Here is a 23,398-nt window from a genome sequence, read left to right as displayed (position 1 = left end):
TCCGGATCACAGACCGGCATGACCCTGAAATCGTTCAAGTTGCCCTTCGTGCCGTCGTCCCTCGCCGCGCGGACCAGCCTGCTGCTCATCGTCGGTCTCGCGGTCATCGAGATCGTCGGACTGACGATCGAGACGCTGGACCGCATCGCATTCGACGAACGTCTGGCCGAGCATCAGGCGATCGCACGGACCGTTATGGTCTACAGAACCGTGGCCGAAGCCGAGCCCGAAGACCGTAGCGCAGTCGTCGAGCATCTGGCTTCCGACATGCTCCAGATACGTCTCGCCAACCAGCCGGACGCCGATATGTCCCGCGAGATCACGACCCGTGAGTCGCAGGGCGTACTTTTCATGCTCGGCGAGGAACCGCTGGGGCCCCGCCGAACTCCGGACGGACGACCGGGCGACGACCCCACACGGCCTCCGCCGCCCATGGAGATGGACCCGGGCTTTCATCCCTTCCACGGACCAGACGACGCCAACGGGGGGACGTTTTCCCGCAACGGACCGCCGCCCCACATGCCTCAGGGCGAAGGCTCACCGTTCAGCGATCTCGGCGGCATTCACCCCGATATCGATCCGTCTCGCCCGGCGCCCCGACGCGCGCTCGGCATCCCCCTGCGCTGGCGGCCACAACACATCATGGCGTTGAACAGTCCCTCCGGGCGCGCACGGGGATTGGCGTTCCAGCTTCCCGACGACACACGGTGGCTGATTGCCCGGTTCCGCATTCCTGTCGCGACCCCTTTCAGCTCGCCCCTGTTCCCTCTTGCCTTTGGCCTTATGACTGCAGCCGGCGGGTTGCTGATCGTATGGGGCGTACGGCGGTTGATCGCGCCGGTAGGCACCCTGGCTGCTGCGGCGGAGGCTCTGGCGCCAGACGACAGCGGGCCCCCATTGCCAGAAAACGGCCCGCTGGAAATTGCCCGCGCTGCGGCCGCCTTCAACGCCATGGCCGCGCGTATCCGGCGTTTCGTCTCTGACAGAACGCTTCTGCTCACCGCGATCGGACACGATCTGCGCACGCCAATCACTCGCCTGAAACTGAGAGCGGAATTCATCGACGACGATGAGATGCGTCAGAAATTTCTCGCCGACCTGAACGAGCTTTCCGCCATGGTCGAAGCGACGCTCGCCTTCGGTCGCGACAGCGCAAGCCGAGAACCGGTGTCATCGCTCGATCTGACCGCTCTGGCCCAAACCATAGTCGACGACTTTACCGAGGCGCGCCCCGACATCGCCGACAAGATAGAGCTTCTCGGCGATCCGCCGCCGGTCATCATCAGAGCCAGACCGCTCTCGTTAAAGCGGGCGCTGACGAACCTGATCGGCAATGCGATCGCTTATGGCGGCGGCGCCCGTGTGACGCTGGGCAAGAAGCCGGACGGAGAAATCGTCGTCAGGATCGAAGACGACGGGCCGGGGCTGCCGGAATGCGAGCTTGAACGCATGTTCGAACCCTTCGTCCGCGCAGAGGAAAGCCGCAATCGCGAAACGGGCGGAACGGGACTGGGACTGTCAATCGCCCGGACCATCATACGCGGCCAAGGCGGCGACATTGTCTTGCGCAACCGCTCGCCGCACGGCCTCGCCGCCATAGTCACCCTCGCAGCCTGACGCCTGCGTCCGCTCGCCCAATCGACAACCCGACAGAGAGACGCAGGGTCGCCGGACCGTAGCTGCAACACATACGCGCGGAGGTTCAGCCCCCGCCGATAATCGCGTTGCGATAGCTTTCGGTCGGCGAGGCCGGCCCGACCAGCGACTTGATCAGCGCCTGGCCAAATAGCGGGTCGTTCACGTTTCCGATCCGCACATTATTGCGAAGCAGCAGGACGCCGGTGTCGTCGATGACGATCGTCTGCGTTGCGTGAGAGTCCGCAGCCGTCAGGTAACCGAGAAACTTCTTGTAGCTTTCTTCCTGCTCTGGATGGCACGTCTCTTTAGCGCAAAAAGCTGTGTGAATCGTGTCATATTCGGATCGCATGCGTTCGGCCGACGCTCCGTGCAGAAAGACGGAATAGATCACCTTCGGATTGGGCGCGCTCTCGATGGCTTCGGTAGTGCGAGCGACCTCCGGCAGGTAAAGCGCCGTCGCATAACCGTCGACCAAATGATAAAATACACGCACACCAACGCCATTCAGGTGCAGCGTCTTGCCGTAAACGTTAAACGTATCCGGGAAGGTGACCCCGCCTGCTTTCACGTCCGCACGTGCAGGCGTCGAAGCCATGATCGCGCCCGCCAGACACACCCCCGCCAACATCGCTCGCAGCATGAACACGCCTCTCTCTTCTGTTTTTCTTGCCTAAATGCATAAACGCACGGCGCGGCGATTGGCGACCGAATGAAAAAAAAGCGCCGCGAGTTCAGCGCGACGCGCATACATCGGCCTTACGTCCCCGATTATCGCAGTACAGAATTCATGGGCGCCGCTACGTCTTCCATACCGGTTCAGGCATGGAGATAACGAAAGCGTCATGTGCAGCCAGAACCTCCGCGTCTGGCCGAATCAAGACCGGCCGCCGCGACTCGGGGCCTACGTAGCGCGCAGATGGCGCTTCGCCGCTCTCCACGCCAAGGCCGAGCCCGTGCTGCCGTCCTCCCATAAGCTCGACGTAAACGTCAGCCAGCAGCTGGCAGTCGAGCAGCGCGTTATGGGTGGTTCGGGCTGAAAGGTCGATGTTATAGCGACGGCACAACGCGTCGAGGCTGTTGGGCATGCCAGGGAAGCGCTCGCGTGCGAGATCGAGCGTATCGATCATCCGCGTCTCCGCAAGCGGCGGGCGATCGACACGGGCCAGCTCCGCGTTGAGGAAGCCGAAGTCGAAGCGCGCATTATGCGCGATCAGGTCGTCGTCAGCGATAAATTCGAGAAATTCCTCAAACACTTCCGCGAATTTAGGCTTTCCATCCAGATCTGCGCGTGAAAATCCGTGAACGCGCGTCGCCTCGGCCGGGACATCCCGTTCCGGATCGATAAGCACGTGGAACTGGCGCCCTGTCGGCAGATCGCCCACCAGCTCCAAGGCCGCGATTTCGATCACGCGGTCGCCCTTCAGGGGCTCCAGACCCGTGGTTTCAGTATCGAAGAGAACAGCCCGCTTCATCCACGCAACTCCCTGACCAGACGCCTTACCTGCAGCGCCGTGTCCGTCTTTGAAAGGCCGCTTCGTATCACCCTGTCGGCCCGACGCCGTTTCTCGCGATCCGGCATCTGGCGGGCGATCAGACGCTCAGCATCCGCAAGGCTCATGCCGCGCCTGCGCGCAATCCGGCGGATCTGCGTCGTGCGGGGGGCCGACACCACGACCGTCACGTCACAGGCGCGATCAGCGCCCGTCTCGAACAACAGCGGCACATCGACCACGACCCACGGAAAGCGCGCCCGCCTGCACGCCGCGAGGAATTTTTTTCTGGAGGCGAAAACCATGGGGTGAAGGATCGCCTCCAGCTTCGCGATCAGGGAGCCATCCCCGATGACCGCCCGCCTGAGCGCCGACCGATCGATGGAGTCTCCCTTTCCGCCCGGCGCTCCGGGGCGAAGCGCATCGGGGACCAGCCGCGCTATGGCGCCGACAGCCCGCCCGCCGGGTCCCTGCAGACGATGCACTTCCTGGTCCGAATCGAACACGGGGAACCCGGCTCTACGAAACATCCCGGCGACCGTGGTTTTCCCCATGCCCATTCCGCCGGTCAGGCCGATGATCTTCATGAACGCTTCCTCACCCGGTCGTCTGGTCGCGTCGCTTCAACGCTTCAACGCGGCCATGACATGGGCCACCGTGGCGGCGTCGACCGTCGCCTCCGCGCCGAACCACGCGCGAAAGCCGGGCCGCGCCTGATGCAACAACATGCCGAGGCCGCCCACTGTGCGAAGACCTCTTGCCCGCGCCGCACGCAGCAGTCCGGTTTCAAGCGGGACATAGACGATGTCCGATACGGCCAGATCGTCGCCCGCAGCCCCGAGATCAGGCGCGAACGCTTCGTCCGGCCCCCCATGCATGCCCAGAGACGTCGAGTTCACAAGAAGCGAAAAGCCGTTCAACTCAGACTGCCACGCATCCCATGGTATCACGGACAGTTCAGGGCACGCCGCGCCAACGTGCTCGCTCCACGCCGCGCCAAGTTCCTCGACCAGAGCCCGCGCCCGTTCGTCCGTCCGGTTTGACACACACACCGCAACCCCACGCTCCAGCAACGCCAGGGCGACAGAGCGCGCGGCGCCACCCGCGCCCAACAGCAGCGCCGGGCCTTTTCCAGGCAGAGTTTTTACATCGACGCCAGCGTCTTCAAGGGACGCCAGAAACCCGAAACCGTCGGTCGATGCGCCATGCACGCCGCCATCGTCACGGAAAATCAGCGTATTCACCGACCCCGCAACCCGCGCGAGCGGATCTAGACTATCCGCCAGAGCGTACGCCTCTTCCTTGTAGGGAATGGTGACGTTGGCGCCCCGGAATCCAGCCGCCTGCAAGCCGCGCACGGCGTCTACAAAGCGACCGGATGCGACAGGCAACGGCACATAAGCGCCGTCTACCCCGAGGCGCGCCAGCCAGTAGTTATGCAGGATTGGCGAGAGCGAGTGACTGACCGGACGCCCGATCACACCCGCCAGTCTGGCCGCGCCGGTAATGCGTCCGATCACGCGTGGGCTCCGTATAGCGCGCGATAACGGGCTCGCGCGGCCGGCAGGATACGCGCGAGCCGTTCCGCCCACTCTCCCTGCCCGGCTTCGCTTTCGATCAGGTCCTGACGAATTTCCAGTTCGATATGCGGAACGCCGCGCTTCTCCCCGTGCATCGGCACCGTATAGTCGCTGGTGTCAGTCAAAACATAAGGCTCATTATCGCCGACCGTCAGCCCGTCAGCCCGCAACGCGTCGAGCACTATGCGACCAAAACGGGGATCATGATTGTGCAGCACGCCAGCCTGCCAGGGGCGCTCCACACCGCCCATTTTCGGCGTGAAGCTATGCAGCGCGATCAGAAAGGTCTCGAGCCCCATCGCACTGCGCCTGTCCAGCTCCTCCCCGATCCGGGCATGATAGGGGTCGAATATCTCCGCCGTACGCAGCGATGCGTCTGCTGTCGACAGCCCGATATTGGCGGGCACCTCAGTGCCGTCGCTGATCGAAACGATGGCCGTCGGGTGACCGGGCGCACGGTTGCAGTCGATCACAAGGCGCGAATAGACCTGCTCGATCAGGAACGAGCCCAAAATCCGCGCCAGCTTCCGCCCCACCCCGTCGATGCCGATATCCCAGCCGATGTGACGTCGACGATCCGCCTCCGTCACCCCAAGGTCAGCCAGATCGCCCGGAATTGCCTGCCCGGCGTGATCGCTGACCAACAGGAATGGCGACCGCGCGTCCGCCCCCCCATGAACGGCTACAGGCGCAGGGTCTTTCTCGCCCAGCAATCCGCCCGAATTGGGCGCGTGGTCATCCGCATCTGGTGCGTCAGGCGCCGTCAGGGGGTTATAAAGACGCGTCATCTCTTGCCAGTCATCCAAACCAATCTGGAATCGAACCAATTGTGTCCGATAGTGTTATGACCATACCATAGCGCGAAACTGGCGATTCGAAACGGACCGCACGGCGTCCGACGCGTTACGCGCCGCAGCCCGCGAACCCGTCGGCCTGCGTCACCAGAAAGAGGCAGGCCCACATGCGGATTCGCGCCGGTTACGATATTTCGATTGAATTCCCTGCGCCCACGCCCGTCGTCCTGATGCTCGACATTCGCCCTGAGCGCGAAACCGACCTGGTCACGCCGCAGCGAGCTTACTTCGAACCACAGGTTCCAGCGCAACGGTATGTCGATGGTTTTGGCAACCGCTGCACGCGGCTTCTGGCGCCCGCAGGCGTCATGCGCACGTGGGCTGAATTCACCGTCTCAGACAGCGGACGCCATGAGAGACAGGCGGTCGACGCGTGGCAGACGCCGGTGCAGGATCTGCCGCCCGATGTGCTCGTCTTTCTGCTTGGCAGCCGCTATTGCGAAACCGATCTTATGTCCGGGCTGGCATGGTCCCTGTTCGGTCACACGCCCATGGGCGGGGCTCGTGTGCAGGCGATCGTCGACTATGTGCACAACCACCTCAAGTTCAATTACGGACTGGCTCGCAACACGCGCTCCGCCTACGACGCGTGGAATGAGCGCGTCGGTGTCTGCAGGGATTTCGCGCATCTTGCTGTGACTTTATGCCGGTGCATGAACATCCCAGCGCGCTACTGCACCGGATATCTCGGGGACATCGGCGTGCCGCAGCTTCCAGATCCGATGGATTTTTCCGCGTGGTTTGAAGTCTGGCTGGACGGGGGCTGGTACACGTTTGACGCCCGCCACAACGAGCCACGCATCGGACGTATCGTCATTGCGCGCGGTCGCGACGCATCCGACGTCGCGATCTCCACGTCGTTCGGACCGCATATACTGCGGAATTTTTCCGTCACGACTTACGAGGAATTTTAACCGCCGCGTTCAATCCGCTGCGGCCAGACGCTCCCTGACGATCCGTATGGCCTCCGCAAGAACAGCGTTCGCATCCATATCATCGGTGACGATCATTACAGCGTCCTCCGCCATACGCAGGGGCGCCGCCTCGCGCGCAGAGTCAGCCTCGTCGCGCGCGCGAATTGACGTCTCGATCTCGCGGAGTTCCTCCTCCCATCCTGGGCGCGTCGTATCGCCGCCGGTCTGCAGGTAGCGGCGCAACGCGCGCGCCGCAGGCGAGGCCGTCACGTACAACTTCACCAACGCGTCGGGAAAGATGACCGTGCCGATGTCGCGGCCATCAAGCACTGCGCCACGTTCGTCGGCGAAACGGCGCTGGACGCCCACCAGCGCATGCCGCACCTCCGGCTGGCGCGCCACAAGACTGGCCGCACGGTCAACCTCCGGGACTCTCAGGTCGCCCCTCAGCAGGTCCTCGGGCGACAGTCCCTCCGCCTGCTCAAGACCGGACGTATGCGCCGGGTCCTCAGACGCGTCGAGCATCCGCCGCGCCACGGCGCGATACAGCAAGCCTGTATCGAGATACGGGAGACCGATTTCATCCGCCAATCTTTTGGCCAGCGTGCCTTTCCCGGCGGCGGCAGGCCCATCGACGGCGACGACGAACGGCTGTCTCACCATGGTTTTCTGTCTCCTCAACCGATTCGATGACGGCACAATGTCGCCTTGCCGGTCTCTAATTGCCGACGCTGGCCAAGTCCATGCGATAACGTGTTCCGTGCGGCCACCGGGTGCGCATTGCTCCCCGCACAGTTCTCCCTCAGGCAAAAGTTCAGGAAATCAGCCCGCCCCAAGGCACGGTTTATTTGACATGGAGCCCGCAAGCTGGCATTTGCCAGCGCCCTAAGTCGGATCGATACCCCCCTCATCGACATAAACGTAAGGGCGGGTGCTTCGCTCAGTATCCACACCACAGTAGGATCCACAGGCTCACGATGGCTCAGCCCGAACTCGGAACAAAACGCGTTTGCGTGTCCTGCGGCACGCGTTTCTACGACCTTAATGCGAGCCCCGCAGTCTGCCCGAAATGCGGCGCGGAACAGCCGTTCGAAGCGCCGCGCCTGCGGCGCGCCAATGACGGCGTCCCCAGCGCGCCGGTGAAGCCGATCGCAAAAGATGACGAGGCCGGCGACGATATCGATCTCGACACCGATGACGACGCGGAAGACGACGGCGTGATCGAAGATAGCGAAGATCTCGATGACGACGCCGACGACATCGGCAACGATATCGACGTCAATCCGGAACAAGACGAACACGACTCGTAAGAACCGCATCCGGTAGGCGATGCTGCGATCCAACCGTCAGTTGGACGCAGCACCTTGTTCATACGGTCACGTATCTCCGCGCCATCCCTCGCCGGACGGCGCTTTTTTGTGTGCCGTGTTCCTCTTTCGCAAAAAACGGCGGCGTTTCGTAAATCAGCGCACCGCAGCGTATTGCGGCAACGCTATGATTCATCCCGCAATAACGCCGTTGACAGCAGCTTATGCTCTCTAGGTATGCAGGGGCTTTCGCGGAAATCCACTCAGACCTCGGCAAGGGCGTGAAAAAACCACCGCCCTGCAATGACTGCGCCGAATTATCGCCATATTGAGTGCGTCTAAGCTGTTTTCACTTGACGTGACGCGAAAGCTATCGTCCGGTTGCACGAGAAGATGTATAATTCTTCGCCACGCATCTTCTAAGCAATATAAAAAACAACAGAATTTGATGGTGGTTCTCAATCGGTTCCATAATCAAGCGTATGACATCCTGAACGCCACAAGATACTAAGTGCACCGGCGGCTCGAACGGGTCTCCAGCCCGACATAGCGACCAACCGAAGACGCAGCGAGCGCGCAGACGCGGACGCCCGTATTCGATCCCCTCCCTCACGCCCGACTTTCGCCGTCAGCGCCCCCCAATCACCGGAAAATGCAGAATCATGACCCAATGGCTTGATAAGGCTGTCGAGCTTCCGTGTGATCTGACTGCCCATCCCCCTGCGTTGACGGCCGTCGGGAACGTGTTCGAAGGCCACTCAGAGGCCCTGCATCATGTGCTGGACGCGAGCGTCGACTGTATCAAGATCATCGAATGCGACGGCACCCTGCGTCATCTCAATCTTTCCAGCCAACGAGCCTTCGGCCTGGAAAAGGGAGAGAGTTTCGTTGGCCTGCAATGGCTCAACCTGCTGCCCAAAGAGGTGCGCTCACGGGGACGCCGGGCGTTACAGGCAGCCACGGCTGGCAAACGGGCGCGCTTTGCAGGCAAGAGCGTTCTTCCCGGACGCGGCGCAGAGCACTGGGAGAACGTTCTTACCCCCGTCATCAGCCTTGACGGCAGCGTGAATGCTATCCTGTGCGTATCCCGCAATGTCACCGCCCAACGAGAGATCGAAAAGAAGCTAAAAATCAGCGCTGCTCACGACGCACTGACAGGCCTTCCCAATCGCAAAAACTTTTTGCGCACGCTTCAGCGCATGCTGACAAAACGACGCCATCCCGACGACCAGATCGGCCTGCTTGTCATCGATCTCGATTATTTCAAGCAGATCAATCACCTGTTCGGTCATGAAGCTAGCGACCTCCTTCTTTGTGAGTTCTCTGATCGTCTGAAATCCGAATTGCAGGGCTCCGGAATCGTCGCACGCATAGGCGGAGATGAATTCGCTATCGCCACCGACATAGCCACGGATGAAGCCAGTCTGAAGACGCTTGCCGACAAATTGTCGACTGTGGCGGCGCATCCGTTTCTCCAGAATGAGCACGTCATAAAAATCAGCATCAGCATCGGCGGCGCGCTGTCGCGGGGCGAGGCCGACCGCCAGCAAGACAAAAAGGCCGCGACTCTTTTAAAAAACGCCAGCCTGGCTTTGCAGGAAATAAAATCCCATGGCCGCGGCGGTTTCAGGTTGTTTCGTCAGCCTATGACGCAGACGGTGGATCGCGTCTTTCACGGCCTGCGTGTAGCGAGAGATATTGTCGACCAGGATACGGTTCAACCCGCCTATCAGCGTCAGGTCGATCTCCTGACAGGCAAGACCGTCAGCTACGAGGTCCTGTTGCGCTGGTCGGACAGGGTTGGCGGCGCCCTGAAAGCTCCCGGCGCGATCGCCGACGCATTTCACGATTATCACCTCGCCACCAGGCTTGCTTTCCTGATGCGCAAATGGGTCTTTCGGGATGCCAAGCAATGCCTGGCAAGGGGCGGATCCCTTCCCCCCATCTCCATCAACGCTTCGCCCGTGGAATTCATGCGGGACGACTTCGCCGAAACATTTCTGGCGCAACTGGATGAATTCGATCTTCCTCCGGGCGCGATCGCCGTGGAAGTCACCGAACAAGGCCTGATCGAACCAGGTCCCGCCTACGCCTTGCGCGCCCTCAGGCTGCTGAAAGACCGAGGCGTCTCGATCACCCTGGACGATTTCGGCAAAGGATACTCGTCCTTTTCAAGACTTCTGGAATACCCGTTCGACGGGCTGAAGATAGATCATGCCTTCGTAAAAAACATAACGCTGGACGCATCAAGTCACGCTATTGTGGACACGATCGTTTCTCTGGGAGAACGTCTGTCACTGACCATCGTCGCCGAAGGCGTAGAAACCAAGGAACAGAGCGACATGCTCACCGCCATGGGATGCAGGATAGGCCAAGGGTACTATTTCTCCCCCCCCGAACCCGCCGCAACAGCGCTTCGCATCCCGCCCTGCTGAATGCTCAGGCCGCAGTTCCAGACCAGCGTTCGATCTCGACTCCAACCGAGTCCAGTTCGGCAAACACCTCCAGTTTCTCGATCTTGACCCGCACGACCCGCACACGTTTTTCCTGCATCACACCGGCCGCGATCCGTTCGGCAAGCGTCTCCACAAGGCGGATATGTCCTTCCGCCACGATACGCCGCACCAGCAACACGACGTGCTCATAGGAAACCGTACGGCTCAGATCGTCGGCTCCTTCCACGAGATCGCGCCGATCGTCCACGCCGAACGACACGTTGATGCGCACTTTTTGCGACACCCCTTCTTCATGGGGAAAAACGCCGATATGCGCATCAACGATCATATCCTTGAGAAACAGACGCCGGAGCCCGAGTTCCGCAGGCCACGGCGCAAGAGTCGTCGTCATGTCGCGTGTCCTACTCCGTCACGGCGTCTGCAGGATTGGTCGGCGCCGGATGCCACTGCATGTGTTGACCGCCATCAAGCGCCAGCATCTGCCCCGTGACGGACGGCAGGGCCAGCAACGACAGCGCCGCGCGTGCGACTTCCTCGGGCGACGTGCCGCGCCGCAACGGCGTCGACGCGCACTGCCGCCGAAACTCGGCTTCAGTCTGCCGGGGGCTCGGCAACGCCGGCCCAGGCCCGATGGCGTTCACACGGATGCCCTTCGGCGCCAGCGCCAGAGCCATCGTTTGCGTCAATGTCCACAACGCGGATTTCGAAACGGTATAAGTGACGAAATGCGGCGTCAGCGACCAGACGCGTTCGTCCAGCATGTTCAGAACCATGCCCGACATATCGTCAGGCATCGCAGCCGCGAAGGCCTGCGTAAGCACGAATGGCGCACGCAGATTGGGCTCTATATGCGCGTCCCAACTCTCTCGCGTCGCGGTGTCCCATTCGTCCCGATCGAACGTCGATGCGTTGTTCACCAACACGCCCAGCGGCCCCAACTCCGCCGCAGCGCGCGACATCAGCGACGTCACCTCATCCTCACGAGCAAGATCGGCTTGCAGCAGACAGCCCCTGACGCCGAGCGCCTCTATATCGCGCAAGGTCTTCGCCGCGTCTTTCTGGTCGCCGCGATGATGGATCGCAACGGAAAAACCCGCCTCCGCAAGAGCAAGAACGATAGTGCGGCCAAGACGCCGCGCTCCGCCCGTCACCAGAGCGGCGCGTGGAATGGTCTCGGAAATCAGCGCCCCCGTGGGACCACCGCTCATAGTGCTGCTCATCGAGCTGCTTCCCTGGTTTAGTGAACGAGGCGCAGATCAGACGACGGGACGCCGCGCGCTCAACGCCGCCGCCAAAGTGCCGTCGTCCAATACCTCCAGCGCACCACCGACGGGCACGCCCTGCGCAACACGCGTGATGCTGACGCCATACCCACCCAACCGTTCCTGCAGCCAGTGCATGGTCGTCGCGCCATCTACCGTCGCGCTCAGCGCGAGGATGACCTCCCGCACAGATCCCTCATCAAGGCGCGTCAACAGCGGTCGCAGATTGAGATCATCCGGGCCGACACCGGAAAGAGCCGACAGCACCCCGCCCAGAACCATGTAAACGCCGTGATAGGTGCCCGCCCGCTCAAGCGCCCACAGATCGGCCACACTCTCGACCACGCAGACGACATCCTGTTGCCGCGACGGGTCCATGCAGATGTGACAGGGATCTTTACCGTCAAGGTTTCCACAGCGACTGCATGTCCGCACTGAAGCCGCGGCCTCCTGCATGGCGCGGGCCAAGGGGACCATTCGCCCTTTGGGATCGCGCAACAGCGCCAGCACGATCCGTCGCGCGGAACGTGGCCCCAGGCCGGGCAGGCGCGACACCAGCCCGATCAGACGCCCGATCTCCCCATTCGCCAATACGCCCCCGGCCATGCGGAACGCCTTGTCGGCTTAGAACGGCAGCTTCAGTCCCGGCGGCAGGTTCAGCCCGCCGGTCGCCTTCTGCATTTCCTCGGAAGCCTTGGCGTCCAGCTTCACCCGCGCGTCGGCGCAGGCCGCTAGGATCAGGTCCTGAAGCATCTCCATCTCGTTCGGATCGGCGAGCTTCGGGTCGATGCGGATGGCGCGCATGTCGCCCTTGCCGCTGAGCGTGACGGACACCATGCCCGCGCCCGCGCTACCCTCGATGACCGTTTTCTCGAGGGTCGCCTGCATGGCTTCCATCTTCGCCTGCATTTCAGAGGCCTGCTTCATGAGGCTGGCGAGATTTTTCACGTCGATCGATCCTTACACGTCATGGCGGCGGCGCGCGGCGCCAGATTCACTACCGGTCGTCGGCTTCGCCGAGCGTCATGTCCAGCCCGGCGTCAGCGACCGCATCAATCCAGTTATCGGCCGCGTCGCCCGAATAACCGGCTTCCCAAGGATATTCCAACTGGTCGCCGCCCAGCAAACCCGCATCAGGAATGTCGTCCTCGGGAGGCAGGCCGTAATACTCGTCGAGCGACGAATCTTTCAACTCCCCGAGTTCGGCGTCCGGAAACGCGTCGAGAATCGCACGCACGAGCGGGTGCGCCTTGGCGTCCTTTCGCTGGAACTGAATGATGCGCGCGCTTTGCTCTTCCAGCGTCGGTTCGCCCTCCGCCTCCGAACGGCGTACCATCCAATGCGGTCCAAGCCGGGAACGCAGAAATTTCTGAAGTTGCTGAGTCAAATCCCTGGGACCGCGATGATCGACGCGAAATTCGACCAGCGGCGGCGCAAAATTCACCAAATGCGCCGAATGCAACAGATGCCCATGCAGCACGGCCTCCGTCGCGTCATCACGCACATAGGCGACAAGCTCACGCCATGTCCTCGGAGCAGACCTTTCCACAACCTCAGGTTCTGCGGCGGTCGACACGGCCTCGGCAGGCTGAAGCATTCCTTCGCTGGCCACCAGACGAACGACGCTTCGCTCGACGGCGCCTGACGACGCCAGCGCCGTCGGCGCGGACGTCGGGTCGAACTGCTGACCAACGGCTATCGCCGAGCCGAAAGCCTGCGTCCCGCCTGAAGACCCACCGCCGGAGGAACTGCCGCCGGGCTGCGCTCCCTGCCCCGCGGGACCGACCGCCGCCTCAAGACGCTTCAGCAAATCGCCTGGCAAAGGCGCGCTCGCCGCGTAACACAGACGGACCAGAACCATCTCCGCCGCCTCCCGGCGCAGCGACGCGGTCTCGACCTCCCCCAATCCCTTGAGCAGGATCTGCCAAGCGCGCGACAGGTCGCCCATCGACAGCGAATCGGCGAACGCGGTGCCCCGCACCCGCTCCGCTTCCGGCAACTCCCCCGAATCGCGCAGTGCGGGCGCGGTTTTCAGACGCGTCACCATGTGCGTGAGTTCGGCGAGATCCCCGAGCAGTGCGCCCAGATCGCCGCCCCGGCTGTACGCGGCATCCGCCAGCGCAAGCACAGCCTCGATGCGGCCCTTCATCACCGCCTCAAACAGATCGAAGACAAGCCCCCGATCGGCCAGCCCAAGCATGTCGCTGACCAGAGAGGCTGGTATCGGCGCGTCGGCGCCTCCGTCGTAGATCGCACCCTGGGCGATTGCCTGATCCAGCAGAGACAACCCGTCTCGCACCGACCCATCCGCCGCGCGCGCGATCAAGGCCAGCGCCTCCGGTTCGACCCGCACGCCTTCCCGGGTCGCGACGGTCCCGAAAAACTCGCTCAGCGCCGCGTGCGACACACGACGCAGATCGAAACGCTGGCAGCGTGAAAGCACCGTCACCGGCACTTTCCTCAACTCTGTCGTCGCGAAGATGAACGTCACCTGCGACGGCGGCTCCTCAAGCGTCTTCAGCAACGCGTTGAACGCGTTGCGCGAGAGCATGTGAACCTCGTCGATGATGAAGACCTTCATCCGTCCCTGAATCGGACGGAAGCGCGTCGCCTCGATAATCTCTCGCACATCGTCAACGCCGGTGCGGGACGCCGCGTCCATCTCGAGAACGTCGGGGTGCCTGTCGCCAAGGATCGCGATGCAGTTCGGGCAGACGCCGCAGGGATCAGCCGTCGGGCCGCCATTGCCGTCCGGCCCGACGCAGTTCAGAGCGCGCGCGACGATTCGCGCCGTCGTCGTCTTGCCCACGCCGCGCACGCCATTGAACATGAAGGCATGGGCGACGCGACCAACGGCGAAGGCGTTGCGCAAGGTGCGCACCATCGCTTCCTGCCCGATCAGATCGTCGAACGTCGTCGGACGGTATTTACGGGCAAGAACGCGATAGGACACGCCTGAGCGAGGCGCCTCGGCCGAGGCCGTGCGCTGGCTTGCGCCAACGACCGACGCCGCGGCGGGCGGTTCGACAGCTACGGCCGGCGCGGCGGGATTCGGTTCGCCGAACAGGCCCGCGCCACCCTCCATGGGAAGGGGCAGGCCGTCGTCTTCGTTTTCGGTATCTGACATGGCGTTAGGCCCTGAAAACCGTAAGAGACCACGATAACGCCCCGACGGGGCGACACATCGTCGGATCAGGCCAGCATGTCGAGGAAGATGCGGTGGAAGGCCGAACGACGACCCGGGCGAAACTCACTGCGGCTGCTTCCTTCCGGATCTGACCGGGTTGGCAAGGCGCCCGTCCGCCGCCGACCTTCCGGGGACGGTCTCTATCACGCAGTTTCGGACTCGACCACCCCTAATTACACCCTATTCGCCGACTGCCGCCCCACCGGGATGACGGCGATCAGGTGCGCCGAAGAAACCGGATTTGCGAGGGCCAGACAGGGTCGGGCCGCCTGCGATAATCCCTTCCGGCACGCCCCATGCGGCGTGCTCGTGAAACACGTAACCTTCTCTGGAGAGCGTCTCTTTCACGGAATCGGAGAGTGCGCCCTTCTCGATCTCCACCGCCTGCGGCAGCCACTGCTCATGGATGCGCGGCAGGTCGATGGCCTGCTGGATGTCGAGACCATAATCGACAGCGCCGAGAATCACGGAAAGGATGATCGTCGGAATCCGCGAACCGCCGGGGCTTCCAATCACCATCACAGGCTTGCCGTCGCGCGTCAGGATCGTCGGCGCCATTGAAGACAGGGGCGTCTTGCCGGGCTCCACCTGATTCGCAACGCCGCCGACGATGCCGAACATGTTGGGCGAGCCCGGCTTGGCCGTGAAATCATCCATTTCGTCGTTCAGGAAAAACCCGGTGTTTCCCGCGATCACGCCTGAACCGAACCAGCCGTTCAGCGTGTAGGTCGTGGACACGGCGAAGCCGGACGAATCCATCACAGAAAACTGCGTCGTCTCGTGCTTCTCCGCAGCGCCTGCGGCGGGCGGAGCCGCTGTCGAACCCGGCGCCGCCTCACCGCCGATCAGGGTATTGGAATCAATCGCCACATCTGTCGGCATCGCCTGCCGCACAGCGACTGCGTAGGCAGGATCAATAAGGTGAGCCACCGGGTTCTGCACGAACGCCGGGTCGCCCAGGTCGCGCCTGTCAGAATAGGTGTGCCGCATCGCCTCGATCTCATGCTGAACCGCAGGCGCGGTATGCAGGCCGAGCGCATGCATGTCGTAACCAGACAGAATGTTCAGCATTTCGCACAGCGCAACGCCTCCACCGCTTGGAGGGGGCGTCGTCTCGATCGTGTAACCACGATAGCTGCAGGTCAGCGTCGGCATCACCCGCGGCGCATATTTCGCGAAATCTTCCATCTGAAAAATACCGCCATTGGCGTTGCTCGCGTCAACGACCTTTCGCGCGATGGACCCTTTGTAGAAAGCGTCCGCCCCCCCTTTCGCAATAGTCTCCAGCGTATCAGCCAGCTCAATCTGGACCAGCCGATCGCCCACCTGCATCGGGGAACCGTCCGGGCGCAGGAAAATATTCCTGGCGGCAGGGTCGGCACGAAACACGTCGGTGCTGGTGTGCAGAAGCTGCACATCGCCGTCAGCGAGAACAAACCCGAGACGCGCCAGTTTGATCGCCGGAGCCATCAACTTCTCACGCGACATGTGCCCCCAGCGCTGGCGCACAAGCTCCAGTCCGGCGACTGTTCCGGGCACGCCAATCGACTTCCAGCCACGCACGGACAGGCCAGGCACCACGGCTCCGCTTGCATCCTGGTACATCGTCGGCGTCGCCTTCAGAGGCGCATGTTCACGAAAATCGATGAACACGGCCTCGCCCTTCGCGGGGTGCAGCACCATGAAACCACCGCCGCCAATATTGCCCGCAGCCGGATAGACGACCGCCAACGCATAACCGACCGCCACAGCGGCGTCGGCGGCGTTACCTCCCTCGGCAAGAATGTGCGCGCCAACTTCGGACGCCAGCCGCTGCGCTGAGACCACCATGCCCTTTTTGCCGTAGACCGGAGCCACCGGCGTCAATCCGAGCGCATCCTGACCAAAAGCCAACGGATCCGGCACGCCAGCATCGGTCGCACCCTTCGACGCCGTCTGCGCGAAAACCGACGCCGGGGCGAGTGTGCTGACGGCGAACACGGCAGCGAGGAGGAACGCTTGGCGCGCGATGGAGCGGCGGCCAGAGATGGCGGGGTTATGAGGCACAACGCCTCCTTTCGTCTTTTTGTTTTCCAGGGCCTGCGAAGAAGCGAAACGCGATCCGATGCGACCGGAAAAACCGGTCACGCGCCGTAGAGCGGCCGCGTGTAGCCCGCTGGCGAGAGGGTAAATATTTCGCACCCGGTCGCCGTGACACCGATCATGTGCTCGAACTGCGCGGACAGCGACCGATCGCGCGTCACCGCTGTCCATCCGTCTTCGAGAATTTTCACCTCGGCCTTACCCGCGTTGATCATCGGCTCGATGGTAAAGACCATCCCCTCTTTCAACGTCAGGCCTTCGCCGGGAGAGCCGTAGTGCAGAACGTTCGGCGCCGAGTGGAAAGTGCGCCCGATTCCGTGACCACAGAAATCGCGCACCACAGAGAACCGCTGCTTTTCCGCATATTGCTGGATAGCGTGTCCAATGTCGCCAAGCGTGGCGCCCGGCTTCACGACGTCGATACCCAGCATCAGACAGTCATACGTGACGTCGATCAGTTTACGCGCTTTCACCGAGGGATTGCCCACCACGTACATACGGCTGCTGTCGCCGTACCACCCGTCCAGAATCGACGTCACGTCGATGTTCAGAATATCGCCATCCTGAAGGGCGCGACGTCCCGGAATGCCGTGGCAGACGACATGATTGATCGAAATACATGAGGACTTGGGATAGCCCCGATAATTGAGCGGCGCGGGCGTAGCTCCGCGTGCGAGCGTAAATTCATGGATGAGCACATCCAGGTCGCCCGTCGTCACTCCCGGCCGCACATGTTCCGTAATCATGTCCAGCGTCTCGGCCGCCAGACGGCCAGCGGCGCGAAGCCCCACGAAATCGGACTCATCGTGCAGAACGATACCCCGAGCGCCGGTGTCTCCTTCCATGGGATCCCCTCATCACCTTAACAGAGCCGCCGGCGGCGAGGTCGAACGCCGACCCGCTGAAGCCTCAGGCTACTTCTGTCATACAGACGGTGTGAATATAGGAAAACCCTCGGATCGCGTCAGGTGCGCGAACGGGAATGCTTTCCTGTTGGCGCGGCATGCGTCGCATGAGAGTGCTTCGCGGCCGTCTTCGGAGCATGGGCCGACACAAGACGTACGGAGGCGAGGCGCGAATGCTTGTGCTTTCCCGACGCCGCAGGAGCTTCGGCGACCTGCAATGGCGTTCCGCGTGAACCACGAGAGGCAGCGGCCAGCATAAGCATCGCACGACGGCGGCCAGCCGCAGAACGGGCAAGAATAAGAGGACGAGGGACCGGCGTCGTATATTCGACGGCAGGCACGCCTTCGGCGCCGAACCCCTGGTCAAGCGACGCTGCCATGGTGCGACTGCGCTCGGCACTGGACGAAGCGCCCATAACGACGCCCACCAGACGGACGTCATTACGGATCGCAGAGGTCACAAGATTTAGACCCGCCTGCGCAGTGTATCCGGTCTTCATGCCGTCAGCGCCCGGATAAAACCGGAGCATCGGGTTGTGGTTCGGAATTTCACGCCCACGATAATAGAACGTCGGTACGGAGAAGTAGTGATAGTCCTCGGGGAAATCGGCGATCAGACGCTCGGCGAGGATCCCAAGATCGCGCGCCGTCGTAACCTGTTCAGGATCAGGAAGACCCGATGCATTGCGAAAAGTCGTGCGCGTCATGCCCAGCGCATGGGCCTGCGCCGTCATCATCTCCGCAAACCGCTCTTCGTCCCCGCCGCCGATCAACTCGCCCAGAGCGCAAGCCGCATCGTTGGCGGACTTCGTGACAAGACCGAGAACGCCCTGCTCTACCGTCAAATAGGCTCCCGGCGTCAAACCGAGCTTCGACGGCTCACGGGTCGCGGCGTGGATCGAAATCGGCACGGCCTGATCCATCGAGATCGTCCCAGAACGCAGCGCCTTGAAGGTCATATACAGCGTCATCAACTTGGTGAGGCTGGCCGGATAGCGCTGAAGGTCCGGGTTGTCCTGAGCAAGGACTGCGCCGGTCCTTGCATCCGCGACGAAGACGCTCATATGGCCGACATACTGCGCCGCCGCCGGCTTGACCGACGCCCCAAACGCAAGTGCGGCGAGGCTCACGCCGAGAACCCGCCCGGAAAAAACGCGCCCGACGCGGATACGAATTTTATTCTTCACACGGGGCGTCGAAACGGCATTGTCTGCACCGCCATCGTCGTGATGCGACCATATGACGCTCTTTTTCTGCAAGTCAGCCATCCCGCAAGCGCCCCAGTCCATCAAACCCGCTCCGAATTGTGACACTAACAACGTCCAAACAATCGTCTAGGGAAAATTTACTAAGAAGATGAAAATAGTGTGATTTGTAATGCCTTCAGGAAAGTATCCCGCCCCCCAAACAGGAACATTACAAGAACAAAACCATGCACGGAACCACGACCAGAACTACGCCCGCTCCGCAGCTATTCATACCGCACCGGAAAAGCGTTATAATTAGGGCCATGCCCAGCTTGAACGCCGCTTTCGCAATCCTCCCCACGCCGTCGGACACCGCCGTCTCACATGGCGGGAAAAGTCGCGTGCGGCTTTCGGAAGACGAAAGAGACAACACGCCCAACACCGGCGTTCTCATCAAGGCCCGCCCCCGCACGCAAAAGCCCGCGATGTACAAGGTGCTGATGCTGAACGACGACTACACGCCGATGGAGTTCGTCGTCCATGTTCTGGAGCGTTTCTTCCAGAAAACACGGGATGAAGCGACGAGCATCATGCTTCAGGTTCACAAGCGCGGCGTAGGCGTCTGCGGCGTCTTCACTTACGAGGTGGCCGAAAGCAAGGTCACGCAGGTGATGGACCTTGCACGACAGAATCAGCACCCGCTGCAGTGCACCATCGAAAAAGAATAGACGTCCGGCGCGCGACCTCCCATCATCCCATATTACGACTTCCACACGCCTGGCGGCGGGCATCTTCGTCCGCCTCCGACGCCGTGTGGAATGGAAACTTGATTCGCCCGCGCATCTTCTGACTCGCATTTCTTTTCGAAGCATCCAAATATGTCAGACGACGGGTTTGCCTCGTAGCGTGACCGGACACGCCTATTCCGGAAAGGAGCGTCTCAATCATGTTGTCACGCAATCTTGAGCAGACGTTGCACCGCGCCCTCACCCTCGCCGGAGAACGGCGACATGAGTACGCGACGCTGGAGCATCTGCTTATCGCGCTGATCGACGACGCCGACGCGGTCACCGTGTTTCGGGCCTGCGGCGTCGACCTCGACAAGTTACGGGCGGACCTGACGGAATTCCTCGACAAGGACCTCGCGGGCCTCGCGTCCGAACGCCCGACCGAACCCAAGCCGACGGCCGCATTCCAGCGCGTGATCCAGCGCGCCGCCATCCATGTGCAGTCCACAGGGCGTGACGAGGTGACAGGCGCCAATGTGCTCGTCGCCCTCTTCGCAGAGCGCGAGAGCCACGCCGTCTACTTCCTGCAGCTTCAGGACATGACTCGGCTCGACGCCGTCAACTTCATCTCGCACGGCATCGCCAAGGCGCCCGATCGTTCCACGCGGCGAACGGTGTCCGGCGCGAACACGCCCTCCGAGAAAGAGGAAGGCGAGCGTGAGGAGCGCGGAAAAGGCGCAGCCAAAAGCGCTGACGCTCTCTCGACTTATTGCGTCGACCTGAACAAGAAAGCGACGGCAGGGAAAATCGACCCGCTGATCGGGCGCGACACGGAAATCGAGCGCACGATCCAGATTCTGTGCCGCCGTACCAAAAACAACCCGCTCTACGTGGGCGATCCCGGCGTCGGCAAGACCGCCATCGCTGAAGGCCTCGCCAAGCGCATCGTCGAAGGCGAAGTGCCGGAAGTTCTTCTGGCCTCCACCATCTACTCGCTCGACATGGGCGCGTTGCTGGCAGGCACCCGCTATCGCGGAGATTTCGAGGAACGGCTGAAGGCCGTCGTCACCGAACTGGACCAGAATCCGGGCGGCATCCTGTTCATCGACGAGATCCACACGGTGATCGGCGCCGGCGCGACCTCTGGCGGCGCGATGGACGCCTCCAACCTGCTGAAACCCGCTCTGGCAGCCGGCACTTTACGTTGCATCGGCTCGACGACGTATAAGGAATTCCGCCAGCACTTCGAAAAAGACCGCGCTCTGGTGCGGCGGTTCCAGAAGATCGACGTGGCGGAGCCCAGCGTTGACGACGCTGTGAAAATCCTGCGCGGCCTGAAGGGCAATTACGAAAAGCACCACAAGGTGCGCTACACCGACGACGCCATTCGCGGCGCCGTCGAGCTTGCGGCGAAGTACATCCACGACCGCAAGCTGCCGGACAAGGCGATCGACGTGATCGACGAGGTCGGCGCGTCGCGGATGCTGCTGCCCGAGAACAAGCGCCGCAAGACCGTGACGCTGCGCGACGTCGAGGACATCATCGCGAAAATCGCGCGCATTCCGCCCAAGAGCGTCTCGGCCGACGACAAGGAAGTGCTCCGCACGCTGGAGCGCGACCTGAAGAACATGGTGTTCGGTCAGGACAAGGCGATCGAGGCTCTTTCGGCCGCGATCAAGCTGTCCCGCGCGGGCCTGCGCGAACCCGAGAAGCCGATCGGCAACTACCTGTTCTCTGGCCCCACCGGTGTCGGCAAGACAGAGGTTGCGCGTCAGCTCGCTTCCACGCTGGGCATCGAACTGATCCGCTTCGATATGTCGGAGTATATGGAGCGTCACTCCATCTCACGCCTGCTTGGCGCGCCTCCGGGGTATGTCGGCTTCGATCAGGGCGGCCTGCTGACCGACGCCATTGACCAGCATCCGCACGCGGTCCTGCTTCTCGACGAAATCGAGAAAGCCCATCAGGATCTTTACAACGTGCTGCTGCAGGTCATGGACCACGGCCAACTGACCGACCACAACGGCAAGACCGTCGACTTCCGAAACGTCATCCTCATCATGACGACCAACGCGGGGGCCGCCGATCTCAGCAAGGAGGCCATCGGTTTTGGTCGCGACACACGCGAAGGAGAGGACGAAGAGGCGATCAAACGCATCTTCACGCCGGAGTTCCGCAACAGGCTGGACGCGATCATCCCGTTCGCGAACCTGATGCCGGAAACAGTCGGTCGCGTCGTTGAGAAGTTCATCTTGCAGCTTGAGGCGCAACTCGCCGACCGCAACGTCACGATCGAAATCTCCTCGGCCGCCAAGGAATGGCTCGCGGAGCGCGGTTATGACCGCCTCTATGGCGCACGCCCACTCGGTCGCGTCATTCAGGAGTCGATCAAGAAACCGCTGGCGGAAGAACTGCTCTTCGGTCGTCTGGTCAAGGGCGGCGCCGTCAAGATTTCGCTCAAGGACGGCGCTCTCGACTTCGAGATTGTCGAGACCGGAGGGAGCGCCTCCGAGAACGACGAAGGCGGAAACGAGAAAGAGTCGGAAAACGTCACCTGAATTAAGGAAACCGCCCCACCCGGGGCGGTTTCTTTTTGGGAAAAACGATCTTGGCCCGCGCGAACCTTAGCCACCATAGTTGCGAGGTCGCGTGTTCTTCCTGTCGACGAATTTCTTCCTTCAGGGACAGATCACAGCGGCACGTTGGCCGATTCCGACCCGCTCTACGTCTCAGCTTTTCTCAGATAGAACCGGCGTCCCCTGAAAACGACAGCCCGTTGTGTATTTTGCGCGGTTGCCAGCCATCAACTCAGTTCGCCCAGACGCCTCCGCCTCCAGGTCGCGTAACACCTCTTGAAATGCGTCACAGATGCTATCGCGCATCCACGGATTGTCCGCAGCACGCTGCCAGAGCAAAGACACCGAATACGTCCCGATATTTATGGGCGCCGGGCAGACAACAAGACCAGAAACAGCGACCAGCGCCTGCGCAGCATGTACAGGCAACGTGGCGACAGCCCGTGCGCCAGCAAGGAATGACGGCAAAGCGGAGAAATGCGTCAGCGCCGATTGGACATGCCGCGCCAAACCCATCGTTTTCAGCACCTGATCGACAATACCTTCTCGCCCTGAAAAGGAGACGAGAATATGCGGTAACGCCAGATAATCCTCCAGCGAGAGTGGAAGTTTAACGCCACAGGCGACCGGATCGAGAAGGCACGCGTAACCCGATTGTCCGATATCCTGTTGCTCCAGACCAGCATATGCTCTCGGCTGGGCCACGACAGCGAAATCGATTTCGCCCGCTTCAAAAAGCGCCTCGACCCGATGCCTGTTGGCTTGCCTGAAGGTGATCGAGACATGTGGCGCCGCCACACTTAATCGCCTTGCGAGCGATGGACCCGCCGCAATTTGGAAATCATCCGACATACCCAGGAAGAAGTGCTGATGACTTGTCGCCGGGTCGAAAACCGTCTGCGATGAAAACGCCTCATGAATCAGCGTCGCTCCATTCTGCAATGGTTCGGCCATGGCTACAGCCCGTACGGTTGGCTGCATCTCACCGCGCGCACGGACGAACAGAGGATCGCCCGTCGCTTCCCGCAGACGCGCCAGCGACGCACTGACTGCAGATTGGCTTAGGGACAGCCGCAGCGCCGCTTTCGAGACGCTGCGCTCTTCCCACAACGCCAGAAAGGTCGTGATCAGATTGAAATCAAAACGACTACTATCGACCATGATGATTCTAACTATCGAAAAATCCAGTTTGTTCAATATTGGCGGAAAGTCCACTCTCGCCGCCACCCGAT

Annotated in this window: 21 protein-coding genes and 1 other RNA gene; 6 read left to right on the top strand and 16 right to left on the bottom strand. The window is 61.8% G+C overall.

What is annotated here, in order from left to right; genetic code table 11:
• Positions 1-18 precede the first annotated feature (18 nt).
• Positions 19-1,617, top strand: a complete 1,599-nt coding sequence (locus G442_RS0120015; RefSeq protein WP_035377008.1) for a sensor histidine kinase — start codon at positions 19-21, stop codon at positions 1,615-1,617.
• A gap of 85 nt (positions 1,618-1,702) precedes the next feature.
• On the opposite strand, the gene G442_RS24180 is transcribed toward G442_RS0120015, so the two are convergent.
• From G442_RS24180 to G442_RS0119985, 5 genes are all read right to left on the bottom strand, one after another.
• Complete coding sequence (locus tag G442_RS24180; RefSeq protein ID WP_146882324.1) at positions 1,703-2,278, bottom strand: chalcone isomerase family protein; 576 nt, start codon at positions 2,276-2,278, stop codon at positions 1,703-1,705.
• A 157-nt stretch (positions 2,279-2,435) separates the two neighbouring features.
• The gene (dnaQ, locus tag G442_RS0120000) at positions 2,436-3,110 is read right to left on the bottom strand and encodes a DNA polymerase III subunit epsilon (protein ID WP_026399356.1); all 675 of its coding nucleotides are present in this window, start codon (positions 3,108-3,110) and stop codon (positions 2,436-2,438) included.
• Entirely contained in the window at positions 3,107-3,715 is a 609-nt protein-coding gene (coaE, locus tag G442_RS0119995) for a dephospho-CoA kinase (protein ID WP_026399355.1), read from the bottom strand. The genes dnaQ and coaE overlap by 4 nt, the downstream gene beginning before the upstream one ends.
• A 36-nt stretch (positions 3,716-3,751) precedes the next feature.
• Positions 3,752-4,645, bottom strand: coding sequence for a shikimate dehydrogenase (locus tag G442_RS0119990; protein ID WP_146882336.1), 894 nt, complete (start codon positions 4,643-4,645; stop codon positions 3,752-3,754).
• Complete coding sequence (locus G442_RS0119985) at positions 4,645-5,496, bottom strand: N-formylglutamate amidohydrolase (RefSeq protein ID WP_084440763.1); 852 nt, start codon at positions 5,494-5,496, stop codon at positions 4,645-4,647. The genes G442_RS0119990 and G442_RS0119985 overlap by 1 nt, the downstream gene beginning before the upstream one ends.
• 173 nt (positions 5,497-5,669) lie before the next feature.
• On the opposite strand from G442_RS0119985, the gene G442_RS0119980 reads away from it, so the two are divergent.
• Positions 5,670-6,476 carry a transglutaminase-like domain-containing protein gene (locus G442_RS0119980; protein ID WP_026399352.1) on the top strand — a complete coding sequence of 269 codons (807 nt, stop codon included), beginning with the start codon at positions 5,670-5,672 and terminating at the stop codon, positions 6,474-6,476.
• Positions 6,477-6,485: 9 nt separating this feature from the next.
• Here G442_RS0119980 and cmk read toward each other — a convergent pair whose 3' ends face one another.
• On the bottom strand, positions 6,486-7,139 hold the full coding sequence (cmk, locus tag G442_RS0119975) for a (d)CMP kinase (RefSeq protein WP_026399351.1): 654 nt from the start codon (positions 7,137-7,139) through the stop codon (positions 6,486-6,488).
• A 314-nt stretch (positions 7,140-7,453) separates the two neighbouring features.
• Between cmk and G442_RS0119970 the strand changes: the two genes are divergently transcribed.
• Positions 7,454-7,786: a TIGR02300 family protein gene (locus G442_RS0119970; RefSeq protein WP_026399350.1), complete on the top strand. Its 333-nt coding sequence runs from the start codon at positions 7,454-7,456 to the stop codon at positions 7,784-7,786.
• A gap of 659 nt (positions 7,787-8,445) precedes the next feature.
• On the top strand, positions 8,446-10,218 hold the full coding sequence (locus G442_RS23710; protein ID WP_051292583.1) for a putative bifunctional diguanylate cyclase/phosphodiesterase: 1,773 nt from the start codon (positions 8,446-8,448) through the stop codon (positions 10,216-10,218).
• Positions 10,219-10,222: 4 nt separating this feature from the next.
• Here the strand turns inward: G442_RS23710 and folB are convergent, their stop codons facing one another.
• From folB to G442_RS23700, 9 genes are all read right to left on the bottom strand, one after another.
• Positions 10,223-10,630: a dihydroneopterin aldolase gene (folB, locus tag G442_RS0119960; RefSeq protein ID WP_026399349.1), complete on the bottom strand. Its 408-nt coding sequence runs from the start codon at positions 10,628-10,630 to the stop codon at positions 10,223-10,225.
• Between the two features lie 10 nt (positions 10,631-10,640).
• Positions 10,641-11,459, bottom strand: coding sequence for an SDR family oxidoreductase (locus G442_RS0119955; protein WP_084440762.1), 819 nt, complete (start codon positions 11,457-11,459; stop codon positions 10,641-10,643).
• A gap of 36 nt (positions 11,460-11,495) precedes the next feature.
• Positions 11,496-12,107: a recombination mediator RecR gene (gene recR / locus G442_RS0119950; protein ID WP_035376962.1), complete on the bottom strand. Its 612-nt coding sequence runs from the start codon at positions 12,105-12,107 to the stop codon at positions 11,496-11,498.
• Between the two features lie 18 nt (positions 12,108-12,125).
• Positions 12,126-12,449, bottom strand: coding sequence for a YbaB/EbfC family nucleoid-associated protein (locus G442_RS0119945; RefSeq protein ID WP_026399346.1), 324 nt, complete (start codon positions 12,447-12,449; stop codon positions 12,126-12,128).
• A gap of 49 nt (positions 12,450-12,498) precedes the next feature.
• On the bottom strand, positions 12,499-14,628 hold the full coding sequence (locus G442_RS23705) for a DNA polymerase III subunit gamma/tau (RefSeq protein ID WP_084440761.1): 2,130 nt from the start codon (positions 14,626-14,628) through the stop codon (positions 12,499-12,501).
• 91 nt (positions 14,629-14,719) lie between these two features.
• Positions 14,720-14,817, bottom strand: an RNA gene (ffs, locus tag G442_RS24765) — signal recognition particle sRNA small type.
• Positions 14,818-14,868: 51 nt separating this feature from the next.
• Positions 14,869-16,668: a gamma-glutamyltransferase gene (gene ggt / locus G442_RS0119935; RefSeq protein WP_371863405.1), complete on the bottom strand. Its 1,800-nt coding sequence runs from the start codon at positions 16,666-16,668 to the stop codon at positions 14,869-14,871.
• 143 nt (positions 16,669-16,811) lie between these two features.
• The gene (gene map, locus G442_RS0119930) at positions 16,812-17,615 is read right to left on the bottom strand and encodes a type I methionyl aminopeptidase (RefSeq protein ID WP_026399344.1); all 804 of its coding nucleotides are present in this window, start codon (positions 17,613-17,615) and stop codon (positions 16,812-16,814) included.
• 119 nt (positions 17,616-17,734) lie between these two features.
• Positions 17,735-18,943: a D-alanyl-D-alanine carboxypeptidase family protein gene (locus G442_RS23700; RefSeq protein WP_084440769.1), complete on the bottom strand. Its 1,209-nt coding sequence runs from the start codon at positions 18,941-18,943 to the stop codon at positions 17,735-17,737.
• Positions 18,944-19,185: 242 nt separating this feature from the next.
• Between G442_RS23700 and clpS the strand changes: the two genes are divergently transcribed.
• Both clpS and clpA read left to right on the top strand, forming a co-directional pair.
• Positions 19,186-19,590 carry an ATP-dependent Clp protease adapter ClpS gene (gene clpS / locus G442_RS0119920; RefSeq protein ID WP_084440760.1) on the top strand — a complete coding sequence of 135 codons (405 nt, stop codon included), beginning with the start codon at positions 19,186-19,188 and terminating at the stop codon, positions 19,588-19,590.
• Between the two features lie 218 nt (positions 19,591-19,808).
• A complete protein-coding gene (clpA, locus tag G442_RS0119915) occupies positions 19,809-22,148 on the top strand; it encodes an ATP-dependent Clp protease ATP-binding subunit ClpA (protein ID WP_026399342.1) in 2,340 nt (779 codons plus the stop codon).
• Between the two features lie 171 nt (positions 22,149-22,319).
• Here clpA and G442_RS23695 read toward each other — a convergent pair whose 3' ends face one another.
• Positions 22,320-23,327, bottom strand: coding sequence for a LysR family transcriptional regulator (locus G442_RS23695; RefSeq protein WP_084440759.1), 1,008 nt, complete (start codon positions 23,325-23,327; stop codon positions 22,320-22,322).
• Between the last annotated feature and the right edge of the window lie 71 nt (positions 23,328-23,398).

Origin of the sequence: Acetobacter nitrogenifigens DSM 23921 = NBRC 105050 (assembly GCF_000429165.1) — a bacterium.
Classification (GTDB): domain Bacteria; phylum Pseudomonadota; class Alphaproteobacteria; order Acetobacterales; family Acetobacteraceae; genus Acetobacter; species Acetobacter nitrogenifigens.
Note: the sequence above shows the minus strand (reverse complement) of the source record. Positions and strands in the feature narration are given on the sequence as shown.

Excerpts from the sequence above, each read along its gene's own strand:
- G442_RS23695 (WP_084440759.1), bottom strand. The coding sequence starts at position 23,327 with ATGGTCGATAGTAGTCGTTTTGATTTCAATCTGATCACGACCTTTCTG.
- G442_RS23705 (WP_084440761.1), bottom strand. The coding sequence starts at position 14,628 with ATGTCAGATACCGAAAACGAAGACGACGGCCTGCCCCTTCCCATGGAG.
- folB (WP_026399349.1), bottom strand. The coding sequence starts at position 10,630 with ATGACGACGACTCTTGCGCCGTGGCCTGCGGAACTCGGGCTCCGGCGT.
- recR (WP_035376962.1), bottom strand. The coding sequence starts at position 12,107 with ATGGCCGGGGGCGTATTGGCGAATGGGGAGATCGGGCGTCTGATCGGG.
- coaE (WP_026399355.1), bottom strand. The coding sequence starts at position 3,715 with ATGAAGATCATCGGCCTGACCGGCGGAATGGGCATGGGGAAAACCACG.
- G442_RS0119955 (WP_084440762.1), bottom strand. The coding sequence starts at position 11,459 with ATGAGCAGCACTATGAGCGGTGGTCCCACGGGGGCGCTGATTTCCGAG.
- G442_RS23710 (WP_051292583.1), top strand. The coding sequence starts at position 8,446 with ATGACCCAATGGCTTGATAAGGCTGTCGAGCTTCCGTGTGATCTGACT.
- G442_RS24180 (WP_146882324.1), bottom strand. The coding sequence starts at position 2,278 with ATGCTGCGAGCGATGTTGGCGGGGGTGTGTCTGGCGGGCGCGATCATG.
- G442_RS0119985 (WP_084440763.1), bottom strand. The coding sequence starts at position 5,496 with ATGACGCGTCTTTATAACCCCCTGACGGCGCCTGACGCACCAGATGCG.
- clpS (WP_084440760.1), top strand. The coding sequence starts at position 19,186 with ATGCCCAGCTTGAACGCCGCTTTCGCAATCCTCCCCACGCCGTCGGAC.
- dnaQ (WP_026399356.1), bottom strand. The coding sequence starts at position 3,110 with ATGAAGCGGGCTGTTCTCTTCGATACTGAAACCACGGGTCTGGAGCCC.
- clpA (WP_026399342.1), top strand. The coding sequence starts at position 19,809 with ATGTTGTCACGCAATCTTGAGCAGACGTTGCACCGCGCCCTCACCCTC.
- G442_RS23700 (WP_084440769.1), bottom strand. The coding sequence starts at position 18,943 with ATGGCTGACTTGCAGAAAAAGAGCGTCATATGGTCGCATCACGACGAT.
- G442_RS0120015 (WP_035377008.1), top strand. The coding sequence starts at position 19 with ATGACCCTGAAATCGTTCAAGTTGCCCTTCGTGCCGTCGTCCCTCGCC.
- G442_RS0119980 (WP_026399352.1), top strand. The coding sequence starts at position 5,670 with ATGCGGATTCGCGCCGGTTACGATATTTCGATTGAATTCCCTGCGCCC.
- cmk (WP_026399351.1), bottom strand. The coding sequence starts at position 7,139 with ATGGTGAGACAGCCGTTCGTCGTCGCCGTCGATGGGCCTGCCGCCGCC.
- map (WP_026399344.1), bottom strand. The coding sequence starts at position 17,615 with ATGGAAGGAGACACCGGCGCTCGGGGTATCGTTCTGCACGATGAGTCC.
- G442_RS0119970 (WP_026399350.1), top strand. The coding sequence starts at position 7,454 with ATGGCTCAGCCCGAACTCGGAACAAAACGCGTTTGCGTGTCCTGCGGC.